A 20,895-nucleotide genomic window follows, 5' to 3' on the forward strand; every position below is an offset into this window, starting at 1 on the left:
AACGCCGCCCGAATGGAGGCTGGACGGCTCCGCCAACTACAGACACGGCTTGGTGTCGAGGCCGGGCCCGACGCGGTAGCGCTATATCTGACCTGGCTCTTGGAGTGCGGGGAATCGGGACGGTCCATCCGACGCCGGCTGGCGGCCCTCGACCTCGTGGAACGTCTGGCGGGGCGGCCCCCCTGGTCTCAACGAGCAGAGGTATCCCGTCTCCTTCGCGGCCTCTACCGATCGGCGGAGCTGGGGATGGTGCATCCGCAGGTCGACCCCCTGCACCAAGAGGACCTTCACATCGTCATCCGCACACTGTCCGAGCCCACGCCAGACCAACGGCTAGCGGCTGCCGCAATTGCCCTCACCAATGCCACCAACCTTTCAGCCACGGCTCTCGCCCAGCTGCGGTGGGCCGATGTCGCCATCAAACGCAACTGTGCGGTCGTGCGGCCGCCACCGCGCACGAACCGCCGGGCCGGAGTGGTGCCGGGTCGGCCGCTCGTCATTAGCGCCGGCCCCGACGAACGCGTCTGTCCCGTTGCCCTGTTGCGGCAAGCACGACTGGCCACTGGTTCCACCGGTCTCCTCTTCGGGAAGACCGGCAACCTGTGGGACGTCGAACGGCTGCGGAGCTGGCTCACCCTCCTGCCAACCCTGGAGACTGGCAGTTGGCTTCGGCCCAAAGCTCAAGAATCCGAGCTGCTCGCGGCGATCGAGAGCGTCCTCGAACCCGCAGCCAGGCAGATCCGAGACCGCACGCTCTTACTTCTGGGTTATGGTGCCGCACTGCGTGCAACCGAGGCCTTCAACCTCGACCAGGCGGCCGTGGCGGCCGCGCCGAGCGGCCTGCTGATCGCCGTGCCGGGACGACGCAGCCCTGCGGCCCTGCCGCGTGACGACCGGCCCTGGCTATGCCCGGTGCGAGCATGGCAGGAATGGACGAACGTCTTGGCCCAAGCAGGGCTCGTCGGCCCGGACCGGCCTGCCTTTGTTCATCTTCAGGGAAGCGTCGTGACACCGGTGCGGCTATCTCGGGAAGGCCTCAGACTGGCGGTGCGCCTTGCTTGTGCGGGGGCCGGGCTCCACGGGAAGTACGGATTCGTAAGCCTGCGCACAGGTTTCATCCGAACGGCTATACGTGACGACTCGCCCTTGTATCGAGTCGCAGCTCAGGCCGACTTCGCCACACTCAGCGGCCTGGCTCGCCACGAGCGTCGCGAGCAGATTCTGCGCGACAACGTTGCCGCCCGACTCGGCCTATGAGCGGCCCCGGACCCAGTCCCTGTGTCGTCACTCTTCACCCGGGTGCCTTTGTCACTCGGCCACGGACGAGCTAGTGACGGCTGTGTCGTTTGATCCGTTGGCCCTACCGTCCCGGAAGTGCCGCCGCATCGACCCCGCGGATAGCGAGCTGCCACGGGGTCGATGCCGCCAGGCGCCGATAGCTCAGCAGCGCGGCCACGAACGGCCGACGCGTCGGTGCAATGGGAGCACCCACTCGGCCGCTGAACGCTCCAGCCGTCCGAGGTCACCGTGGCGCAGGTTGCTGAACGTCACCGATACGACCCCGACCCACGACAACGCCTTCTCTCGCTGCGCGGGGGAGCGCAAGTTCCCGAAGTGGGCGGCCATCCGTGCTGCAAGCGGCTGCACGGTCTGGCCCACGTACGCCGGTCCGCCCACATCGATCGGCATGTACACGCGCGGGCCAGCCTCACGTGGCCACTGGCGACGCTCCAACAGGTTGCCGCGGCACATCGCCCAGACTCGGACCGCGTCGCCCAGATCACCGTCACGGTGCGGGGTACTACTCAGACGCAGCCATGTCACCCAGTCCTGCAGGAGTCGATCAACCTCGAGGTCGAGGCCGGGAACCTGCCAGGTCGCCGGCGCGCTCACGACAGCTTTCCGATACGGCTGTTCACCGTTGCCAGCATCGAGGTCATCGCTTCTGCGTCGATTTCGGAGAAGACCGCGTCGCGATGCCCAACTGCCTCACGCAACCGAAGCACCTCGTCGGCGAAGTGGAGCAGATCCCGCACCCTCCTCGGCATCTCGCTCGCCGCCGACGCAAGCAAGTCCTCGGCGCTCGGCTCGGACTCCGTGGGCGCAGCGGACTCGGCGGAGCGGGCCCCCTCGGCGTTCTCGGCTGCGGTCGCGGCCGCGGCGAGGGCAGCGACGTCCTCCTCCAGCACTGCCACCCGCACGCCGGCAGTGTCTCGCTCCACGAAGCCACCCGCCGAGTTGTTCAGGTCGCCCTTAGGAAGGCGGGCCGACGACGCGGGTTGGGCCGGGTCGAAGGCGTTCGCCGCGACCGCAAGCTGGACGAGGCCCTCTCGGGTAGAGCACAGCAGTCGGAACAGCTCGGGCACGGCCCCCCGGAACGGCAGCGCCTTTGACCCGCCGGACCCACCTACGACGCGAGTCGTGAGTACACCGTCAGCCAGCATCGCCCCTCCTCCGGCCAAAGCGAGCTCGGTACGGGCGTGCTCGTCCCCAGCCACGGCGTCTTCCACGAGGTCGAGGTAGTCGATGGGCGCCCGCAGCGCCAGACCAACGCCCCGAAGAGTCCCCTCGAGGGCGGCGCCGCCGCCATAACTCCACAGCCGGCCAAGCGGCTTGCGGCCCACCCAGTGCTGGTTGGCTAGTGGAGCAAGAGACTCCACCACCCGGGCGTAGGTGAACCGGCCGCCGGAGGTGCGGCGCAGACAGCGCTTGAGCGCCTCGTACACCTCCGGGCTCAACAGCCGCGCGAACAGCTGCACCAGGAACCGGACTCCGACCCGGGCCGGGTCCGCGTCCGTGGGCGGCGGGAAGAGCACGTCGACGTCACTCATCGGACGCCGCCCCAGCCACAGGTCGGCTTCACCAGGATCGAGCGCACCGATCTCGGCGAGCATCTCCAAGGCACGCTCGACGTTGTAGATGGCCTCGTCGTCCTCGTGCCACTTCTCAGTGCCGGTGTGCTGGTCGGCGACCAACGACTTCATCGCATCCCGGACCCGTCCCAGGCGGTCCCCGTTAAAGGCGCGCAGCACAACGGTCACCGGGATAGTCGCGAACTGCTGAAGCAACATCGCCTGTGCTGAGGGGCCTTCGAGCGGGTCGCACATGCCGGCGTACCTCTTGGCCAGCGCATCGTGGCCAACGGCGCTCCACTCCACGATTGCCTTCGACGAGCGAGCCCTCCGCACCTTCTCCACGGGCACCAGGTAGTCGGCAATCTTCTGAGAGGCCTCAGCCGCGGACTTCTCGGACTGCGAACCAAGCAGGCCCAGCTGGAAGGCGAGGGCGACCGAGGTGCGGGTCATGCCGTCACGGACCATCAGCACCCATTGGTCCGGGCTGCCGTCGGTGAAGGTGATCAGCACCATCTCGGCCAAAACCTTGCGGCGCACGCCACTCTCGGCAATCTGAACATGCCGCTCGGCCTTGATGCCTCCCGGCAGAGATCGGGTGATGATTTCGCGCTGCTGGTCGTGCAAGTGCTGCGGGTTCCGATAGACCAAGGTCGTGGTGCCGTCCGGCAACGAGTCAATCCTGGGATCCTGGACGTCGTAGACGCGCCCCTGACCCTTCTTACGAGGCTGGTGAAGGAACAACAGCCCATTGGCCCGGGTCCTAGTCGAGATGGTTACCACCTCCCCATCGACGGTCGATTCCAGATCGACAGAATCAGCGATTCTTGCCATGAGCTGGACCGGGTCGTGGGCGGTGCGTACCAGGGACCGGATCGCTCCGGAGGGGTAGTTCGCGAGGTCGGGGACCTTGGAGAACACCTTCAGGGCTGTGGCCTCGAGCCGGTTGATTCTCGGGAACGGAACCGGTGCTGGCGCCAGGCGCGTGATCGAGACCTCACCAAGCTCCTTCGATGACAGGTCGCGCAGCGTCACTCCCGTGGCGGCGAGGTGTTCGGTGCCGACGATGTCGGGGCCTACTGCCCTCGCCACACGCGCTCGTACCGCGGCATTGGTGGCCACGGGAATCATGAATGGGTTGGTCATGCTCGGCCTGGGCTGCTCGGCCAGCTGGGTCAGGTCGGTCGGGAAGGAAGTCATTGGTGTTGCCCTTCTGCGAACGCACGGACGTGGTGCCCTGCGTTAGTGGGTCCGGAAGGGCGGGCGCCCCACCGGGTACGGAAGGGCCGTGATCGAATCCCGTCGAAACGGAAGGTCAACCTGTCTGTGGACTACAGGCGTGTCGGCTACGCAACGCACTCACCGGAGAACCCCGTCGTGCTGCGGCCTGTCCAGGACAGCGTGGGGTCGATCGGTCCGGACCCAGGGGTTGGTGCCGATCGTAGGTCCACCTCTGCGCCGCGTGGCCGTCCCCCGAAGGTTCTGGCTGCTTGTCGCGCAGCATGGTGAGGGCCCGTCTTGGCACCCGACCGGCACATGTCCAGTCACCCAACTCGTGTAGCGCTGTCAGCGTAGCGGTCACAACCGACAAGGTGTGTTAGCCCCGGGGTTTGCGCGACAGGGCGTTCTGGATTCGAGAGGATCAAGGCCATGACCTCGATTCGAACCGACCACGCTGATGCTTGAGCTTGAACTCGTCCACGAGCTGCTTGTCGAGGCAGGCCTGCCGCCGGAGGAAGTGGACGAACGTTTCCCCTGTGTGCCGACGGCCTTGGCAGAACGATTCCACCCGTGGAGCCTCGAGTACACGGACGAAGTCCGCGACCTCGTCGTTCGATACGTCGACGCCTTGAACGCGTCTGTGCCCCAATCTCACCTCTTCGACGCGCTCGCACGCGGCGTGGATCCCGGTCTTGCCCAGCGACTGTGGGACACGGGTCGAACGGCCGATGACTTTCGGACTGTGGCCGCCTACACGCATGCCGTCGCCCAGCTTTCCCTGCGGCCGGGCGACCACCCGGATCACATCGATGCCAGTTCCGAGCGGGCGGCGGTCGCCGTTTGGGCGTGGCTCGGAAGCGGCGTCCCGATCGCTCGCGTCACCACCTACATTCGCGCAGGCATCAGCGTCCAGGAAGCCGTCACGCAGCACGAGCCGAACTTGGCCAGGTCGGACACCCTCGAAGCGGTGGAGTCGCTGGCCGCCCTCCGAGACACCCCCCAACTGGAGGACGCGGTGCGCTGGGCTCTCTACTGACGCCACCCCTCACCTCCCGGCTGCGACGCCTACCATCGGTAACGAGAATGGGACCTGGGCGCCGCTAGTGCGAGCACCTGATCGGTTCCGTCACATCGACCCGGGGGTATCCCTAGACCCGCTGGTCACCAGCGGGGAGTACGTCGTGCGCTATAGCCCGTCAACCTGACGCAGCGCGCTCACTCGCCCGGTCACGGCATGAAAGGGAGAGGGAGTTGATTCGGACCCCAGCCTTGCCCTCCTGGTGTGACGAGAGAAGGGCGGCGTGAAATGAGTGGTCGAGACACTGTGACGGCGAGTGCCGCGAAGGCGTGGAAGGACTTCCGCGCCGGACTGGCGGACCGGGTCTTCTCCCACGCCGATGACGATCACATCCTCCGTGAAGTGGACGTCCCCTAACGGCACGAGATAGCGACCGGTCCCCACGTCTAGATCGGCTGGACCGGTGACGACATTGTCGCCGAGGTGTCGAGCAACCGCGTTGTCAACCCCCAATTTTGTATCAGGAAGGACGAGCGCCGCCTGCTCCGCGCCGAGGCTGGCGCCGACCCGACGACGAGCACACCAACTAATGGATGGCCGTCGATCCCGCCTACGCCGACCAGACCGCCGGCATCTTGGTCACGTTGCTAAGGGACGTTTTCGGCGTGGTCCATCCGGCGTTCCTGGTCGACCGCGTCCGCGAGGACCTGACGACCATGGTGGGTGATGGCCAACGGCTAGGTTCCTCAATCGGCCCCTGAACTGCGAAGACACCTTCCAACGTCTTCCCGCGTCAGGGGCGCTTCTCGTTTGTCTGCGGCCCCAGTGCGGCCCACCTGGCGTGTCGCGCGTGGCCTCGCCCACCCACCGGCCGACAGTCCGCTTCCGGCAACGGGAACTCTCGGCAAACCGTCGGAGGACGCCGGTATCGTGTCTCCGTCCAGCGAAGCGGAGCGGAGGTGTGCCTTGATCGATGTCCTAGCTCGACGACGCTCCAATCCGAGTCCGCTTCGATACCCCGGGGGCAAGGCGTCACTCGCGGGCTTCTTTGAGGACACGATCAAGTCTCTCGGGCTGGTCAAGCCCACCTACGTCGAGCCGTACGCCGGCGGCGCCGGGGCCGGACTCGACTTACTGTATCGAGGCGTCGTCGGCCGTGTAGTCATCAACGATTTCGACTACTCGGTCTACTCGTTGTGGGACTCCATGCTCCACCGGCACGAGGAGTTTCTGGACCGCTTCGACTCGGTGCCTCTCACAGTCGAGGAGTGGAAGCGACAACGTGAGATCTATCGGCGTCGCGACGAACCGGGACTCGACAAGCTAGACCTTGGATTCGCAACCTTTTTCCTCAACCGGACCAACCGATCCGGCGTTCTGCGCGGAGGCATGATCGGCGGCCTGAAGCAGGAGGGGACGTACAAGCTCGATGCCCGCTTCAACAAGGAGACCCTGAGAAAGCGAATCGAGACCGTCGGCAAGCACCGGTCCAGGATCTTGGTGACTCACCAAGATGGTGTGCGTCGCCTCCGCGACTGGCTGCCAAAGGAGAACGTTTTCGGGTACGTCGATCCGCCGTACTACGAGAAGGGCAGCGCGCTCTACCTGAACTCGTTCAATGACGCCCAGCATCGTTCGCTCGCCCAGTGGCTGAATGCCTTGGCTGACGCCAACTGGGTACTCACCTACGACATCGCCGATTTCATCAAGGACCTGTATCGCGACCGCACGTCGCTCGAGTTCAGCCTTCACTACTCTGCCAACCGCCGCGAGGTGGCGAGCGAGTTCATGGTCCTCTCAAACACGGTGGCGCACGCGCTAGAGACCGATTGTTAGTTGCTGGGTGCGAGTCCCAGTCGCTGGGTGGCGACGAGCCGCAACACGTCAGTGCCCACACCGATCGGGAAAGCAGCCTTCCCGTGGGCCGCTGCAACCGGGATGATCCCGTCGACGTACATCGACGATCCGGTGCGGTCGATGACATCCAAGATCGCCGGCAGGGTCGGGTAGTCCGCAGGATCTGGCATCCCGCCGTTCGCGTCGTACGGCGCGCCGACAGCCGGCATCACCGTCGGCACGACGACACGCCCGTCGAGGGCGCGATAGATGAACTTGCGACCCCAGTAGGTTTCCTTGCCGTACGCCTGCACGTTTGTCGCGTTCGTGACCCTTGCGAGGATCTCGTGGTCGCACACGAGAAGTTCGCCCGGCTGGACGATGTCGTGCCGGGCCAGTTGGCGAGCGAAGTCCACCATGGCCCCTGTCTTCTCAAGTCCACACAGGTAGGGTCCGTCGCCCGAAGTTCCTGCGTTCATGGCCTGGAAGTACTCGAGCGCCCGGCCACGAAGCTTTGCTGGCGGGCCGTAGACAGCGAGTGGGCCGTCAACGATAAACAACGTCCTTGGCATGAGCTCGTAGCGCGATTGCTCCCATAGCAGCGTCGCAAGGCCGACAAGAACCAGGAGCTCGACGACCGACATCAGGCGTCCCAGCGCAGACTGGTTCGAGCCCTCCTCCCCGACTTCCTCGTGGATGCGGAGTACGTCCGTCGGGTACAGCCATTCGTTGCACGCGATGCATTCAACGCCCGCAGACGGGACCACGACCTCCGCGTTGCAGTCGTCGCCCGGACAGTTGACGGGCAAGCGGCTTGCCGCTTCACCCGGTCGCCCGTGAAGCCGGAACAGCAGGTCGAGCAGAGATTCATCGAGTCGGTTCACCTGGACCTTCTTGGTCCGGAAGAGGCCATCAATGGCCTCGCGCCACGAAGTGGCGATGCCCACTCCCTCTCGCGTGTACGCCCCTGCGACGGGCAGATCGAGCGTCACAAGAGCCGAATTTACGGCGCGTTCGATCTCGTACGGGTCGACGAATCTTTCGGCCGCCTGGGTCTCCATGATCGTGAGATCGACGTACGCCGCGGCCGCCTGCGCGAAGCCGTAGAGCACCGAAGGCAAGCCGTCACGAATCCGCTCGACCACGTACGAGCCATCAATTGCAAGCGCAGCGGTCAGTCGCTTTGCATCGGGGAACACGAAGTCGCTCCGGGGCCGAACCTTCATCTTGATGTCGTCGGCATCGCGCAGAGCCTCGGCTGGCACGTGAAAGGTTCGGTTGTCTGCAATAGCGCGCACAGCCGCGGCCGAGTGGCCGAGCCTCGAGGCAAGTTCATGGGAACCCGCGACGGTTTCGTACGGCATCAGACGCCCTGCCCCGGCGTGAGCGGCAGATCTCCCGCGGCCGCCCGGGCTTCGTTCACAAGCTCAACATCGTACCGGTCGATCTGGACCGGCACGATGTAGGGCGACGAGAGGGTCTTGAGACGTACATAGCCGCGATCTTCGGAGGCGATAATGGCCTCCTTGAACGAGCCGAAATCGTAGAACTTTGCGAGCTCGTTGACCTCGGTCGTGTTGTTGAGGTGGGCAACCACCCAGTTCGCAGTGTTCGCCTTGACTTGGTGGGCGACGCCGGAGACCTCCTGGGTCGCGTATGTCATCCCAAGATTCAGCTTGCTGGCCTCCTTGGCCAGCTTCACCCAGACATCCAGGTCGTCCTTGTACCGGTCTGAGGAGAAGAGATTGTGTGCCTCCTCAAGCATGACCTGGATACGCGGAGGCTCAGCGCCTGCCGTGAAGACATCAGTTTGTCGTTGCAGCAGTCGCAGAGTGATCGCTTCGCTCATGGCCCTGGTGATGGCCTCCGCGCCGACGTGAAGGTCAACGATCACGATCCGACCATCGACCAGTTCGTCGTAAATCTCAATCGCCGGGTCATTCTGCGTGTGCGGACTGTGGAAGGGCTTCAGGGGATTGAGGTTCCGCCAGCCTCTGACCGTGTGCCCCTGCGCGGTGCGGGTTGTGAATATGGGCTCCACGTTCTTCCAGCGCGCGTCTTTCGTAAACTCTGCCGCGTCTCGCTCCCCGTCGTCATCACGCAGACTCACGATGGCGCCGACGACGTCCTCAATGTCCGCCGCTTCGACCGCAACCTTGTCAGCTGAACTGCCCGCGGGTCTGAAGGGGTCTCGTCCGAGCTTGGACTTCACGAGTGCCTGAAGCGCTCCCTTCACGCTGAGTCGAACCCTGTAGGACGACGGGGTCGGGAAACCTGCGCGCAGCAAGGCTGCGTACAGCACAAGTCGAGCCCGTTGAGCGTGATTCGTCGCTGACCAGTTCCCCGGCACGTCGGCATACGATTCCTGGGCGAAGTCCTTTACATAGCCAGACCCTTCGTTGGCCAACTCGTTGCCGATCAGGCGCTGCACAGCTTCGACCTGATTCTCCGCAAAAAAGTTGATCGCGAGCGGCTTGACGTGAGGCTGCGTCCCGTCGGCGCCGAACTTGTAGATGCTGACGTGATTGGCGCCGATGGCCGCGATCTCGGTGCCGTCCTGGGTGTTGGCGTTCGCGTACTCACCCTGCGGGTCGAAGATCAGCTGCCCGATTGGCTTGCCTCCGCTAGCCCGTTGCCGCTCGGAGATGACGAAGGTGCGGGCAATGATGGTCTTGGCCGTGTTGGACTTGCCCATTCGGGTCATGCCGAGCAGGGCGGTCTTGTTCCCGATGAAGTCGTGGATGTTGACCTCCACCGCGGCGTCGGCCTGCTTGGACGTCTTGGCGCGTCGCCGGGTTGCCGAGTAGCGCACCGCTCCTATCCGCACGCGCTCCTGGTCGCGCCCGGTCGGCTTGAGGTAGGACGCGACTGTCGAGAGACCGTCGCCAATTGGCTTGAGCACGCGGTAGGTAGAGGTGGCGTAGAAGTTGTCGACGTCCGCACCGAACTCGAGGACCTTGCGACCGTCAACGTCGTCTTCGTAGAAGGTGCCGAGGATGCGGCACCGGAGCCCGGTGAACGAGACTCTGTTGCGCGTGAACGGGTCTATGTCTACGTCGAGCACCGCCGACGGGAGAGGGTCGTTGTTGCTCGAAAGTGCGGAGCGGAGCGACTCCTCGCGCACGGCGTGCAGGTCGGTTTCCATGGAGAGGGGGGCCGTGCCCTCGACGCGGAGCAGCAGTACCTCGTCGTCATCGACTTGCGGAGTGTTGATGTCTTGCGCGGTCGCCAGGAGATACGAGTGCTGCGGGATGCCACCGGCGTCGAACTTCCACCTGTCGTGCGTCAGGACGATCGCCTCGTTGTAGTCCAGCCGGTAGATGGCGCCGATCCGGGTCGATCGATCGTCGGCAAGCAGCTGGGCATGCAGCAGGGATCCGGCACCTACTCCGGGGATGAGATCGGTCATATCTGCCTTCTCGGTCAATCCTCAGCGGTCGTGGCTGAGACTTCCACAAGGGTCCGACAGAATCAGCCGTTATCGGCCAGAGGCGGCTCTCCGCGCCCGCCGCTCATCCGCCGGCACGTCCCGGCACAGCTCCGCCAGGTCGCACTTCGAGCACTTGTCCTCCCAGACTGGGAGGCGTGGAAGATCGTTGTCTCGCAGTGCGTCGCCCGCCGCCTTGATCCGACCACGGACGGCGGTAAGCAACGGGTCCTCAACGAGCTCGCGGATGGTCTTGCCCTGTTCGTCGAGGTTGAGGACCTCAATGAGATCTGCCCGTTCGCCGGTCAGCTCCTGATAACCAACTGCGTAGACATGAAGCTGGTCGCGCGTAACGTCCTCGTCCTGGGCCCGAGCCGTCGACTTGAAATCGACAATCGCGACCTCGTCACTGTCGAGGCGACGGACAAGGTCGATGCGGCCGTCAACCGTGATCCCAGGCGCCACGTGCACCTGGATCTGCTTCTCGCTGTGGACCGTTCGCTCCAAGTCCGAAGCGTGATCCGTCAGGTAACGCTCGACAGACTTGATGGCGGCGGCACGCAGCGTTGCCTTCAGCGCCGGATAGGCGTACGGCGCGTGCAGGTGTCGGTCGACGAGGTCCTCGGCGGCGCCCGCACCGAGGATGTCCCCATCGAGCGCGCGCTTGTGCGCTTCGGCTAGCGCGTCATGGAGACCCTTCCCGTAGCCGAGCGCCTCGTGCAGGGGCGGATTGAAGCCGTAGAGAAAGCGCAGCTTGAACTGATACGGGCACTCGAAGAGGTACTTGAGTTCTGAGAAGGAGAGGGTGACGTTCGGCAGCTCCTGCTTGGCATGCGGCGCGAGCGTGGGCGCGGGAGCTGCTGGCTCGCGAGTCAGGAACCAGGGCTGCCGAGCGCAATGGTCGAAGAATTGCGAACGTCTGCCATACAGCCGATTGCCCGGCACCGGAGAGTAGGAGACGAACAGGAATTTCTGGGCCCGGGTCGCTGCGACGTAGAACAGGCGAGTCTCGTCCTCGACGGTTCCGCGGTAGCGATCGGGGCTCGCGACCGCGGTGTCCGGGATGACGTGGAAGAGACCGAGCCCGCCTTGCCGCTTCGCGGGAAACCGGTTGTTGCGGAGACACGGCACGAACACCACAGGCCACTGCATGCCCTTGGCTTGGTGAACCGTCGAGATGACGACGGCATCGGGTGCGGCGTACCCCACATCTGCATCAGCGTCGGCGTAATAATCGTGTGCTTGGTGCTCCAGCCAGTCGGCGAACGACCTGTACTTCTGGGCTGGGTCGGTGTTGAAGTAGATCGCTTCGAAGTCCGAGATCGCTTGGCTGAACTTGCCGAGTTGGTAGAAGACCAGCTCCGCACGTGCGGGATCGCCGGGAACGGTGTCCTCGCGGAGCATGAGCGCTTCGAGGAATTCCAGGTATAGGCGCTGGATGTTGTAGACGCCCCACCTTTCGCCGCGGTCGAAGTCGCGACCCTCGTCCAACACCCGCATCGCTGCCGCCCAATCTCCGCCGGCCGGGAGTAGCGACGCGTCGTCGAACAGAGTCCGTAGCGCCGCTCCGTCAATCTCGCTCACGATGTAGCGGAAGACCCCGACGATCGCCTGGATCTCGGGGCTGTCGAACAACCGGTTGAGTCCCTTGATCACAAAAGGAATGCCCCGTCGGCGCATCTCGTCAACGAGAGGTCCGGCGTCACGGGCCACCGATCGGAACAGCACCGCGCAGTCCGACCACGAGAGGCCGCGCGGATCCGCGCCCGGCCCGTCAGCGAAGGCGACTCCCCGCATGGCCTGGATCCGGTCACAGATCCACGATGCCTCCGCATCTGGATCAGCGAACTCGAGAGCCAGGAGGTCACCACGAGCGAACTCCTGATGTCCCGAAGCAACCATCGCCTTCGAGAGCCTCGCCCCGAAGGGGATGAGCTCAGCGACTGACCTACCGACCTCCACCACGCCCTCGCTCGAGCGAAAGTTGTCGTCAAGCGTGACCTGTCGGACGCCGGCGTAGCGATCCTTAAAGGTCAAGATGTTGGTGACCTCACTGCCGCGCCACTGGTAGATCGTCTGATCGTCGTCGCCGACGACGCAGAGGTTCGCGCCGAACTGCACCAACCCCCGGATCAGTCGTTCCTGGAGCGGGTTGACGTCCTGGTACTCGTCGACGACCACGTAGCGGATCTCGTCACGGATGTTTCGCTGGACGAGGCCGGCCTCCGCATCCTCGTCCGGATCGCCTTCGAGAAGTTGCACCGCGAGATTGATCATCTCCGTGAAGTCGAAGTACGCGTGGTCATACAGAAGCTTCATGTAGTCCCAGTGAGACTTGAGTACGCCGGCGGGTACCTGCTCCTCGTCAATCGTGTCTTCCCGCAGCACACTGGTGGCCTGCATGTAGAGCTTCGAGTGGAGGAAACGTCGCAGCCGGGGAGTCCCGGGCGAGAGCGTGGGGCACTCCGTAAGGCCAGACTTCCGGCTATTGCGGTCGATGAACAGCCTGGTCGTGATGTCGGTCAGCACGGAGAACTTGAACGTCTCGGGCACGAGTCGCTGAACCACGTCGAGGGCGTATCCGTGCATGGTGCCTACGTACATCTCGGCGATGCCTTGGGTGCTCACGCCTTCAGCCCCGAGCACTGTGTGGATGCGCTCCTTTAGCTCCGCCGCCGCTTTCTCGGTGAACGTGAACGCGATGACGTTGCGCGGCTCGGCTCCCGGCTGCTTGAGGATCTCGGCCACTCTTTGGGAGATCACTTGGGTCTTGCCCGATCCCGCACACGCGATGATCTGGAGCGGTTCGTCCAGGCATCCGATGGCGGCCGTCTGTGCTTCGGTGTACGCAGTCACCTGGTACCCGCGGCCATGTACTCCGCGGCACGGGCCGCTGCCCCCGACATCTTCGTGGCTCGTTGCACAAGCACCTCTGCAAGCCACAGCATCCCGCCCGCGTCTGACTTCGGGAGGACCTTCTCAAGTGAGACGATCGCCTCGTCCTTGAATGACGAGGAGTAGCGCCGGTGCGTCGTGGGATCACATCGGGTCCAACCTTCGATCGCCTTCGCGTCACCGACCCTCGCAATCAACTTTTCGATCGCAGACGACGGCAGGAGGTCCTCAATCTCAACATCGGGGTGCGCAGCGCACGCCCCTGGCCAGTCCCCGAGCATGATGATGTCGCGGGTTGTACTCCACTGGAAGGCTTTGAGCTTGTCCCTCGCCGCCCGCCCTTGATCGTCGAAGTCCAGTAGAGCAATGACGGGGACGCTACTCGCCGCGCGCGCGGCGATTGCCTGCAGTACGACCTTTTCGGCTTTCCCCGCCGGAACAAACACGAAGCCATCGAGCAACGTCGCTTGTCCGGTGGCGTCCAGCACGAGGCGCAGGAACAAGTCATCCGTATAGCCCTCGGTAACAACGATCGCCGTTGCCGTAGGCGGAATTTGAAGGCTCCGGTCAATGACTGCAGACATGGCCGGGTCTCGAAACAGGGAACCAAGTAGCTCCGCACGCGAATCGTTACCCATTGCCGATCGAGCGCGCTCAGTGAATCCCTCGTGGTTCTTGCGAAGTTCTGTCACCGATGCTTGCGCACTCCGCGATATCACGTAAGGCGAGTGGGTCGTGGTCAGAACAGATACGTCGGAACGTGCAGCAAGTTGCTCAAGTTCGCTGCAAACTGACTCCTGCGCCGCAGGGTGCAGAAAGGCTTCAGGCTCCTCCACCGCAAGCACGAGGGAGCGCCGACTTTCCTCGGCGAGGTATTGCAGCATCGAAAGGAGCACGGCGCCGCGTACGCCCGTCCCCTTGTCGGCGAGCTGGGTCGGGACAAGGTCACCGAGCAGAATCTCCACCGAAGAGAGGGTCTGTTCGACTGTCGGCACATCTGGAATCAAAGTGGCGGCCGTGATCTCCGGGAAGATTCCGCCGACGAGTCCCTGGATCCTGGACCTCAATGGCTCGAGGACCGACTTTTGCAGCGTTCCCACATATCGATCCCGAGCCTCGGCTGCGGTTTGGAGTTCTGTCGACAGATGATCCTCGATAACGAGGTGGAGGATCTCGAGGAACTTGCCCTGAAGCAATGACTCAAGATCTTCACCACTGTGGATAACTGCGAAACGCACGAGCGAATGAAACTGACGGAGGAGTAGCTGGTGCTCCTTGCTTTCCACGGGCGCAGACCGAGCGCCGGCACGCTTGGCCTGGAATGAGGCCTGGCGAGCCGGGCTCGTGAACGTCGTAACGAAGTGGATCTGGCCCTCTTCTGCGTAAGTCGATTTCGCGGTCAGCAACCGCTCGTAGGCTTGCGCGTAGGTGAGCAGCGTCTTCTCAGTTGAAGACTTGCCAACCTCGAACGTCAACGTGATACGCGTGGTGACCTTGCGGCCTCCGGATGCCGCGTCTTTCATCGGTCGATCACGGTCGGGGACGTACTCGACGTCAGGATCAAGCGCCAGCTCGAGCGCTCGAATCAGATTCGACTTCCCACAATTGTTCGGGCCTACAAAGTAGTTCGCCCCGTCCGCCAGGTCGAAGATGTGCTCGCCAGAGAAGCTGCGGAAGTCCTTGATTCGGACATGTGTCAGCTTCATACTTCGAAGACCTTCATGACCTCGTCGCCGTAGTCGTTGATGACCTTGACTGCGACTTTGCCGCTCTCGGGCCTCGCGAAAGGTCGGGAGACGGTCTGGTACATCGACTCCCAGGCGTCCTCGTCGATGTCCGCTTTGAGCGCGGTCTTGAGTCGCTTGTACGGGTCGTTCGCGCCGGTGAAGTAGCAGTGCCGAACGAAGAACGACTCGCCGTTGTAGTCCGTGTCGATCATCCAGAGAGCAATCTGGCTGGTGTCGTTGCTCCGCACCTGGCCTGTCGTCGGGTCGTAAATGTCGACACCCTTGAGATCGACTATGAAGCCCTCGCTGGTCTTGCTGATGTCGATGTCCGGCTCACCAAAGACCGTGAAGAGGTTGCCGGCTCCTGTCTTCTTGAGCTCCTCCCCCATCAGCAGGTCGGCGTTCATCCGCACCATCAGCACCGGCAGCTTACCGAGCAGGCGTGCGCCCTCGACTTGTGCGAAGCCCTCGTCGGTCGCCTCGACAGTCACGCCGTCGGTCTCAGTGACTGCCGTGACGTTGGGATCGAAAGCGAAGCCGAGGATGCAGAGGAGATCGACTTCGTCAGCCTGGATCGCTTCCTTAGCCGCGTTCTTCACGTACTTTGCGCTCACCGTTCCGTACTGGGGCCCCACGGCGATACCCACGCGGGAGGGCTTGGCATGATCACCACTCGGAACCTGCTCACCGATGGCTTGGACGTACGAGCCGGCGTAGCTCTCAAAAGCTGCGAACTTGATTCGCTCGGCCCGAGTGCCGTTCTGAATGCCAGCCTTGGCGAGGTTGTCCAGGATCGACTGCTCAAAGTTCGCAGAGTCAGCGTCCTTAGCCGCCTCGGTCTCCGACACCGGCGCCTCCCAGTCCTTAAAGGAGAGGGCACGGTGAGGACTCAAAGACTCCACCGTGAACGGCCCTGCAACGCGGACCTTCTTTGGGTCTTCGAAGGGCCTATCGTAAAGAACCTCGAAATCAGCGTGGCGCTTGATCGCGAAATCGATCTCTCGGGCTGTCATGCCCACCCGAATATCGGGATTATTGGCGACTGACTTCAGCGTGACCCGCTGAACACGGTCGTAGACGAAGCCTGCTCGAATGTCGCCGCCGAACGACTGCCGAGGCAGGACATTCGCCGTGAGCGACTGCTCTTTGGCGTGCCCCTCGCTCGAGTCCGTCAGCAAGTACCACGGGTACCTCGCCGCCATCACACGCTGGCGTGCAAGAGCCAGCGCGACGCGCGACGTGTCGATGGTGATCCAACGGCGTCCCCACTGTTCGGCAACGTAGGCGGTCGTTCCACTCCCACACGTCGGGTCCAGAACGATGTCCCCGGGGTCCGAAGCCATCAGGACGCAACGTTCGACGACCTTGTTGCCAGTCTGAACGACGTAGATCTTCTCATCGGTGAAGGAGCCCGTACCGGTATCGGTCCAGTTGTTTCGCAGCGGGATCGCCGGGAAATCGTCGGCAAAGCGAACGAAACCGATGCTTGCCCCGCGACGCTCCACGCGCCCTGCCGCAATCGCGCGGTCCATTCCCGGGCGCGGCGTTGCCCAGTTCCGCTTTCCGACCTTGAAGGTTTCGCCATCAAACTCGATCTCGTAACGAGCCTGACTCGAGTCCGTTTGGCTTGTGAGGTCGCCCACCTCGTACCAGCGGGCGCCGGCAGGTGCCTTGGACATGTCATCTCGCTCTTCCTTCGTAGCCGCCCTGCGCGAACCGTCGGGAAGCTCGAGGAATCGCATGCTGCGTTCGGTCTTCAAGGTGAAAAGCGACCGGTACTTGGTCCGCTCGTAGTCCTTTGCATACCAAAGGACATAGTCAGCGACACTGTCCAGATAACCCATCGAGGAAGACGAGGTCTTGTCCACCGAGATCTGGCTGACGAAGTTTTCCTTCCCGAACACCTCGTCCATTAAGGAGCGAGCAAGGTGCACGTTTTCGTCACCAATTTGAACGAAGCACGAGCCGGAGGCTGCGAGCAGGTCACGAGCCGTGATGAGCCTGTCGCGCAAGTAGTCCAGATACGAATGGATTCCAAGTTCCCAAGTATCTCGGAACGCCTTCACCTGCTCCGCCTCGCGAACCGCGTCTTCGAGCCTGCCGTCTCGAACACTCCGGTTCCGGGCCGAGACCTGCCAGTTTGATTGGAACTTGATCCCGTAGGGCGGGTCAATGTAAACGACCTGGACCTTGCCGCGCAGCTGCTCTCTCTCGGCAAGTGACGCCATCACCTGGAGGCTGTCGCCGAGAATCATCCGGTTGGACCAGTTGGCGTCGTGCTCGTAGAACTCAATCTGCTGAAGGTCATCCAGACCGTCAAAGGAGTCGAAGAGCGTGAACTCGGGCTCGTCCTCTGGGCGTTCAGCAGTCCGACGAAGGTTCTCGATCAGGACCCGTGGGTCGATCTTCTCCTGGATGTATATGGGCGGTGCGTCGGTGACCAGGTCACCGTCGTATCCGTCGATGTCTTCCGCAGTCGGGTACTTGCCACGCCACACCAACTGAGGGTCAAGTGCTTCGTCGCGGGCATAGCGAACCTGACGGATCTCTTCGAGCGCGGCGCCGCCGAACTGCTCGGCGATCTCGGCAGTCGGATTGTTGACCCGCTTGTCGTCGTGAGTGATCGAGTTGACGGGGGTCGGGCCCTTGGAAGTGTTACGCGCCACGAGCGCTCCTATCGCTGCCAGTCTCGTTGAAGTCGAGAAGGTCGGGGTCGCCGATGATCGGCGCGTCGTCATACAAAGCCTGGATCGCCTCAGCGATACGAACCTTGAAGCTGTGGGGGTCGGTCATCTCGATGTAGCCCCAGCGTCCGAAGCCGCCGTGATTGTTGACCGCGACGCACCATGAGTCGCGGGCCGTGGTTGCCTTCTGCTGGGTCGGCCCAGGGCTCTTCTGACTTCCGGAGACCTCGATGATCAGCGTCCGCTCTACGTCGGATTCATCGTGCTTGATGAGGCGGACGAGGAAGTCGGGGACATACGAGTGACTCCGCCCCTTGTGCACGTACGGGATCGTGAAGCCGAGGTGGTCATTCTTGACGTAGGCGTGGACGTTCTTGTTCAGCTCGAGCTCGCTTGCCAGGAGCTGCTCCCAGGTGTTGCCGTCCTTGCCGTCCAGAGTGACATGCGAGACCTCGGACTTCTCGGCAGTGACCACTCGCTTTCGGGTGACGAAATCGACGTCGCCCGTCGAGCCTTCTGGGTCGAAGCGATTGATCATCGGGCGCAGCCGTTCTCGCCGATTGCCCACGTGCCGAGTGATCGCATTCCAGACCTGCTCGGTCGCGAGGACTCGCGCCTCGGTGATGCTCATGAGGTATCCCAGGCTGTAATCACCCTTGAGCACGACCCTCTGCTCGATCCAGTCCTGGCATATCTTCACAAGCTTCGGGAAGAGCCATGGACGCTTGTCGCCCGCGGTCGTGAACTGCTCATCGAGGATCCGCTTGGCCAGCGCGAAGGCGACCTGCTGCGGTCGGTATGCAGTGGGGTCCCCTTCCTCGAGCTCGCGCCTGCCGACGACTCCTCCCATCTCGACCCAGGTCGGAACAGTGTTCGGACCGATCTCGAACACGGGTGCGTTATCCAAATCGAGCCAAATGTCCTCGTCGGGAAGCTCGACTCGATAGCCGTCCAGCTTCGGGAACGAGATCCGCAGGTCCTCGCGCCCCTCCATCGCCCGCACCTCGATGGAGGGCTTCGGAGGCGCCGGGTCGGTGATCGGCTTGTCGCTGGAGATGAACTGGAACGGGATGCCGTAGACGTTTGCGTACTCAGGATCGAAGTAGCCCTCGTCGTTGGTTGCGTAGTTCCGGCGACGCAATCCGCGGCCGACGACCTGTTCGCACAGCAGTTGGCTGCCGAACGCGCGGACGCCGAGGATGTGGCTCACCGTGTTGGCGTCCCAACCTTCGGTCAGCATCGAGACACTGACGACGCAGCGCACGTCGGCGCCCAGTTTTCCCTTCTTGCCTACGGTGTTCATGACCTCGCGCAGCAGGTCCTGGTCCGTGAGCTTGTCGGTGTCAGCGCCTGGGTTGCGTTGGCGGTACTCGGCCTTGAACTTCGCGATCTCGAGGCCGGCCGCCTTCTTGAAGTCGTCCTTGAGTGCCTCGCCGGACTCGAGTTGGGCCGAGTCGACCAGGATGCTGTACGGCCGCGCGACTGGCTGTCCGTCGACAATGTTGCTGAAGAGGTCGAGGTTCCCCGGCTTGTGCGCGATGACCTCGCCGTCCTCGACGATCGCCTCTCCGGCGATCCAGTCGTAGACCAGCTTGCTCACCACCGTGTTGGGGCACACGACGATGAAGACCGGGGGCGTCTCGCCGTACGGCTTGAGCACGGTCTCCCAGTGGGTGTACGCCTTCACGTAGCTGCGGTAGAGGCTGCGCAAGGCGCCCTCAAGCTCCTTGGGAGGGAGCCAGCCCTGGACCGTGTCCTTCGCTGCACGCTTCGGCAGCAGTTGGCCAACGTAGTCCCAGAGCCGCAGGTAGGTGACGAGATCCTCGTCCGCGTTGTCGTCGACCGGCGTCCTCGGCACCTTGACGATGCCAGCCTCGATAGCGTCCATCAGCGAGAAGTCGCTGACCGTCCACGGGAAGATGTAGCCCTCGTTGTACCCACTGCCTGACAGATAGAACGGCGTCGCCGACAGGTCCCAGACCTGCTTGATGCCGACGTTCTTCGCGATCGCCTGAAGGCCTGAGAACCAGACGCCAGCCTGTTCGTTCTCCTCGTTCTGCTCCTTGGCGCGCTTCTCTCCCGTCTGAATGGGCCGCGCGAGGTAGCAGTGATGAGCCTCGTCGTTGAGAACCATGATCTGCTGCTTGTCCGCGCCCACGTCCCGGAGAACCCGACTCACCATGGCTTTCGGTGTCTCCTTGAACGGGTCGTCCGCGCGATCACCCTTAAGCAGCAACCGCGTGTTCTTCGCTACGCCCTTGATCTCCTTGGCGTCCTTGAGGAGGAAGGAGTGGTAGTTCGTGATGACGATGCGCGCGCTATCGAGGCCGCCCTTGAGGTCGGCCGGCACTAGGTCGCGGAGGTCGTAGTAGTTCTCCGAGTCCTCAGGCAGAAGGACGCGCAGTCGGTCACGGATGGTGATGCCGGGCGCGACGATGAGGAACCGGTTGGTGAACCGCGCGTCGCGCGGCGCGTACTGCTTGTTGAGGGTCTGCCAGGCGATCAGCATCGCCATGACGATGGTCTTGCCGGAGCCAGTCGCCATCTTGAGCGCAGCACGCGGAAGGCCGCTGTTGTGTGCCTGGTTCTCCGGTTCAAGCCGTTTGCGCCAGTCAGCGTAGGACGCATGCCGTCCCGCGACTTCGGTCAGGAAGATGGCCGTCTCTGCCGCCTCGCGCTGAGCGAAGATGACGCGGTTCTCCCGGGCCGGGTCGGCCCAGTGCTGAAGGAGTTTCCGTGAGATGGGGGTGACCCCGGCGTACTGCCCGTCCCGGCGCCATTTGTCGACATCTCGACGGATGTCGTTGATCAGGCTGTTCTTCTCGCGACGCTCATGGGTCGCGTCGAAGTCAAACCCCTCCTGCTCGGACCCGTCGCCGCCCTTCTTGCCCTTCCGGCTGACCGCGATCGGAATGAACGACTCGCTCGGACGCCGTCCGTCCTTGACCTCTCCGGTGGGGCCCTGCGGGCCGATGGCGTAGTGGCGGTCAGGCTGCTCGTAAGGCGAGTTCAGGATGGGGTTGTCGATAGTCCCCGTCATGCGCGCCGCTCGTTCTTTACTCCCACGGGAACACCCTAATGAGGTCGTCCGACGGATTGGGTGGGTTCGCACGACACGAGGCACCCAGGGGCCCTCCGTGGCCCTTCGATTTGACTGACTGTGTCGCCTGTCCTCGGTAGCGTGCTTCTTCGGAACGGTGGAGGGGCGGGTACACGACGATTTCGGTGACGAGGC

12 protein-coding genes are annotated in these 20,895 nt (G+C 63.4%); 4 read left to right on the forward strand and 8 right to left on the reverse strand.

The genetic code is table 11. The features are described from left to right. The first annotated feature begins 246 nt into the window (after positions 1–246). Positions 247–1,257 carry a hypothetical protein gene (locus EJF31_RS10780; protein WP_125037042.1) on the forward strand — a complete coding sequence of 337 codons (1,011 nt, stop codon included), beginning with the start codon at positions 247–249 and terminating at the stop codon, positions 1,255–1,257. Between the two features lie 183 nt (positions 1,258–1,440). Here EJF31_RS10780 and EJF31_RS10785 read toward each other — a convergent pair whose 3' ends face one another. Together EJF31_RS10785 and EJF31_RS10790 are read right to left on the reverse strand one after the other, a co-directional pair. After that, positions 1,441–1,893 carry a hypothetical protein gene (locus EJF31_RS10785; RefSeq protein ID WP_125037043.1) on the reverse strand — a complete coding sequence of 151 codons (453 nt, stop codon included), beginning with the start codon at positions 1,891–1,893 and terminating at the stop codon, positions 1,441–1,443. Further along, the gene (locus tag EJF31_RS10790) at positions 1,890–4,052 is read right to left on the reverse strand and encodes a hypothetical protein (protein ID WP_125037044.1); all 2,163 of its coding nucleotides are present in this window, start codon (positions 4,050–4,052) and stop codon (positions 1,890–1,892) included. Before EJF31_RS10790 ends, EJF31_RS10785 begins: the two co-directional genes overlap by 4 nt. A 478-nt stretch (positions 4,053–4,530) precedes the next feature. On the opposite strand from EJF31_RS10790, the gene EJF31_RS10795 reads away from it, so the two are divergent. The 3 genes from EJF31_RS10795 (at position 4,531) to EJF31_RS10800 (ending at position 6,927) form a co-directional block, all read left to right on the forward strand. Then, positions 4,531–5,109: a hypothetical protein gene (locus tag EJF31_RS10795; RefSeq protein ID WP_125037045.1), complete on the forward strand. Its 579-nt coding sequence runs from the start codon at positions 4,531–4,533 to the stop codon at positions 5,107–5,109. Between the two features lie 575 nt (positions 5,110–5,684). Continuing rightward, a complete protein-coding gene (locus EJF31_RS21840) occupies positions 5,685–5,852 on the forward strand; it encodes a hypothetical protein (protein ID WP_185736207.1) in 168 nt (55 codons plus the stop codon). Between the two features lie 169 nt (positions 5,853–6,021). Then, positions 6,022–6,927 (forward strand): DNA adenine methylase, encoded by a 906-nt coding sequence (locus tag EJF31_RS10800; protein ID WP_221767524.1) that lies wholly within the window; start codon positions 6,022–6,024, stop codon positions 6,925–6,927. On the opposite strand, the gene EJF31_RS10805 is transcribed toward EJF31_RS10800, so the two are convergent. The 6 genes from EJF31_RS10805 to EJF31_RS10830 form a co-directional block, all read right to left on the reverse strand. Beyond that, the gene (locus EJF31_RS10805; RefSeq protein WP_125037046.1) at positions 6,924–8,291 is read right to left on the reverse strand and encodes a hypothetical protein; all 1,368 of its coding nucleotides are present in this window, start codon (positions 8,289–8,291) and stop codon (positions 6,924–6,926) included. The genes EJF31_RS10800 and EJF31_RS10805 overlap by 4 nt on opposite strands. Beyond that, entirely contained in the window at positions 8,291–10,336 is a 2,046-nt protein-coding gene (locus EJF31_RS10810; RefSeq protein ID WP_125037047.1) for a helicase HerA domain-containing protein, read from the reverse strand. The genes EJF31_RS10805 and EJF31_RS10810 overlap by 1 nt, the downstream gene beginning before the upstream one ends. 69 nt (positions 10,337–10,405) lie before the next feature. After that, a complete protein-coding gene (locus EJF31_RS10815) occupies positions 10,406–13,210 on the reverse strand; it encodes an ATP-dependent DNA helicase (protein WP_125037048.1) in 2,805 nt (934 codons plus the stop codon). After that, complete coding sequence (locus EJF31_RS10820) at positions 13,207–14,955, reverse strand: ATP-dependent endonuclease (RefSeq protein ID WP_125037049.1); 1,749 nt, start codon at positions 14,953–14,955, stop codon at positions 13,207–13,209. Before EJF31_RS10820 ends, EJF31_RS10815 begins: the two co-directional genes overlap by 4 nt. Beyond that, positions 14,952–17,642 (reverse strand): site-specific DNA-methyltransferase, encoded by a 2,691-nt coding sequence (locus EJF31_RS10825; RefSeq protein WP_221767525.1) that lies wholly within the window; start codon positions 17,640–17,642, stop codon positions 14,952–14,954. The genes EJF31_RS10820 and EJF31_RS10825 overlap by 4 nt, the downstream gene beginning before the upstream one ends. Continuing rightward, a complete protein-coding gene (locus EJF31_RS10830) occupies positions 17,632–20,700 on the reverse strand; it encodes a BPTD_3080 family restriction endonuclease (protein WP_125037051.1) in 3,069 nt (1,022 codons plus the stop codon). Before EJF31_RS10830 ends, EJF31_RS10825 begins: the two co-directional genes overlap by 11 nt. Between the last annotated feature and the right edge of the window lie 195 nt (positions 20,701–20,895).

The sequence above is a fragment of the Nocardioides sp. LS1 genome, from assembly GCF_003865225.1.
Taxonomy (GTDB): Bacteria; Actinomycetota; Actinomycetes; order Propionibacteriales; family Nocardioidaceae; genus Nocardioides; species Nocardioides ginsengisegetis.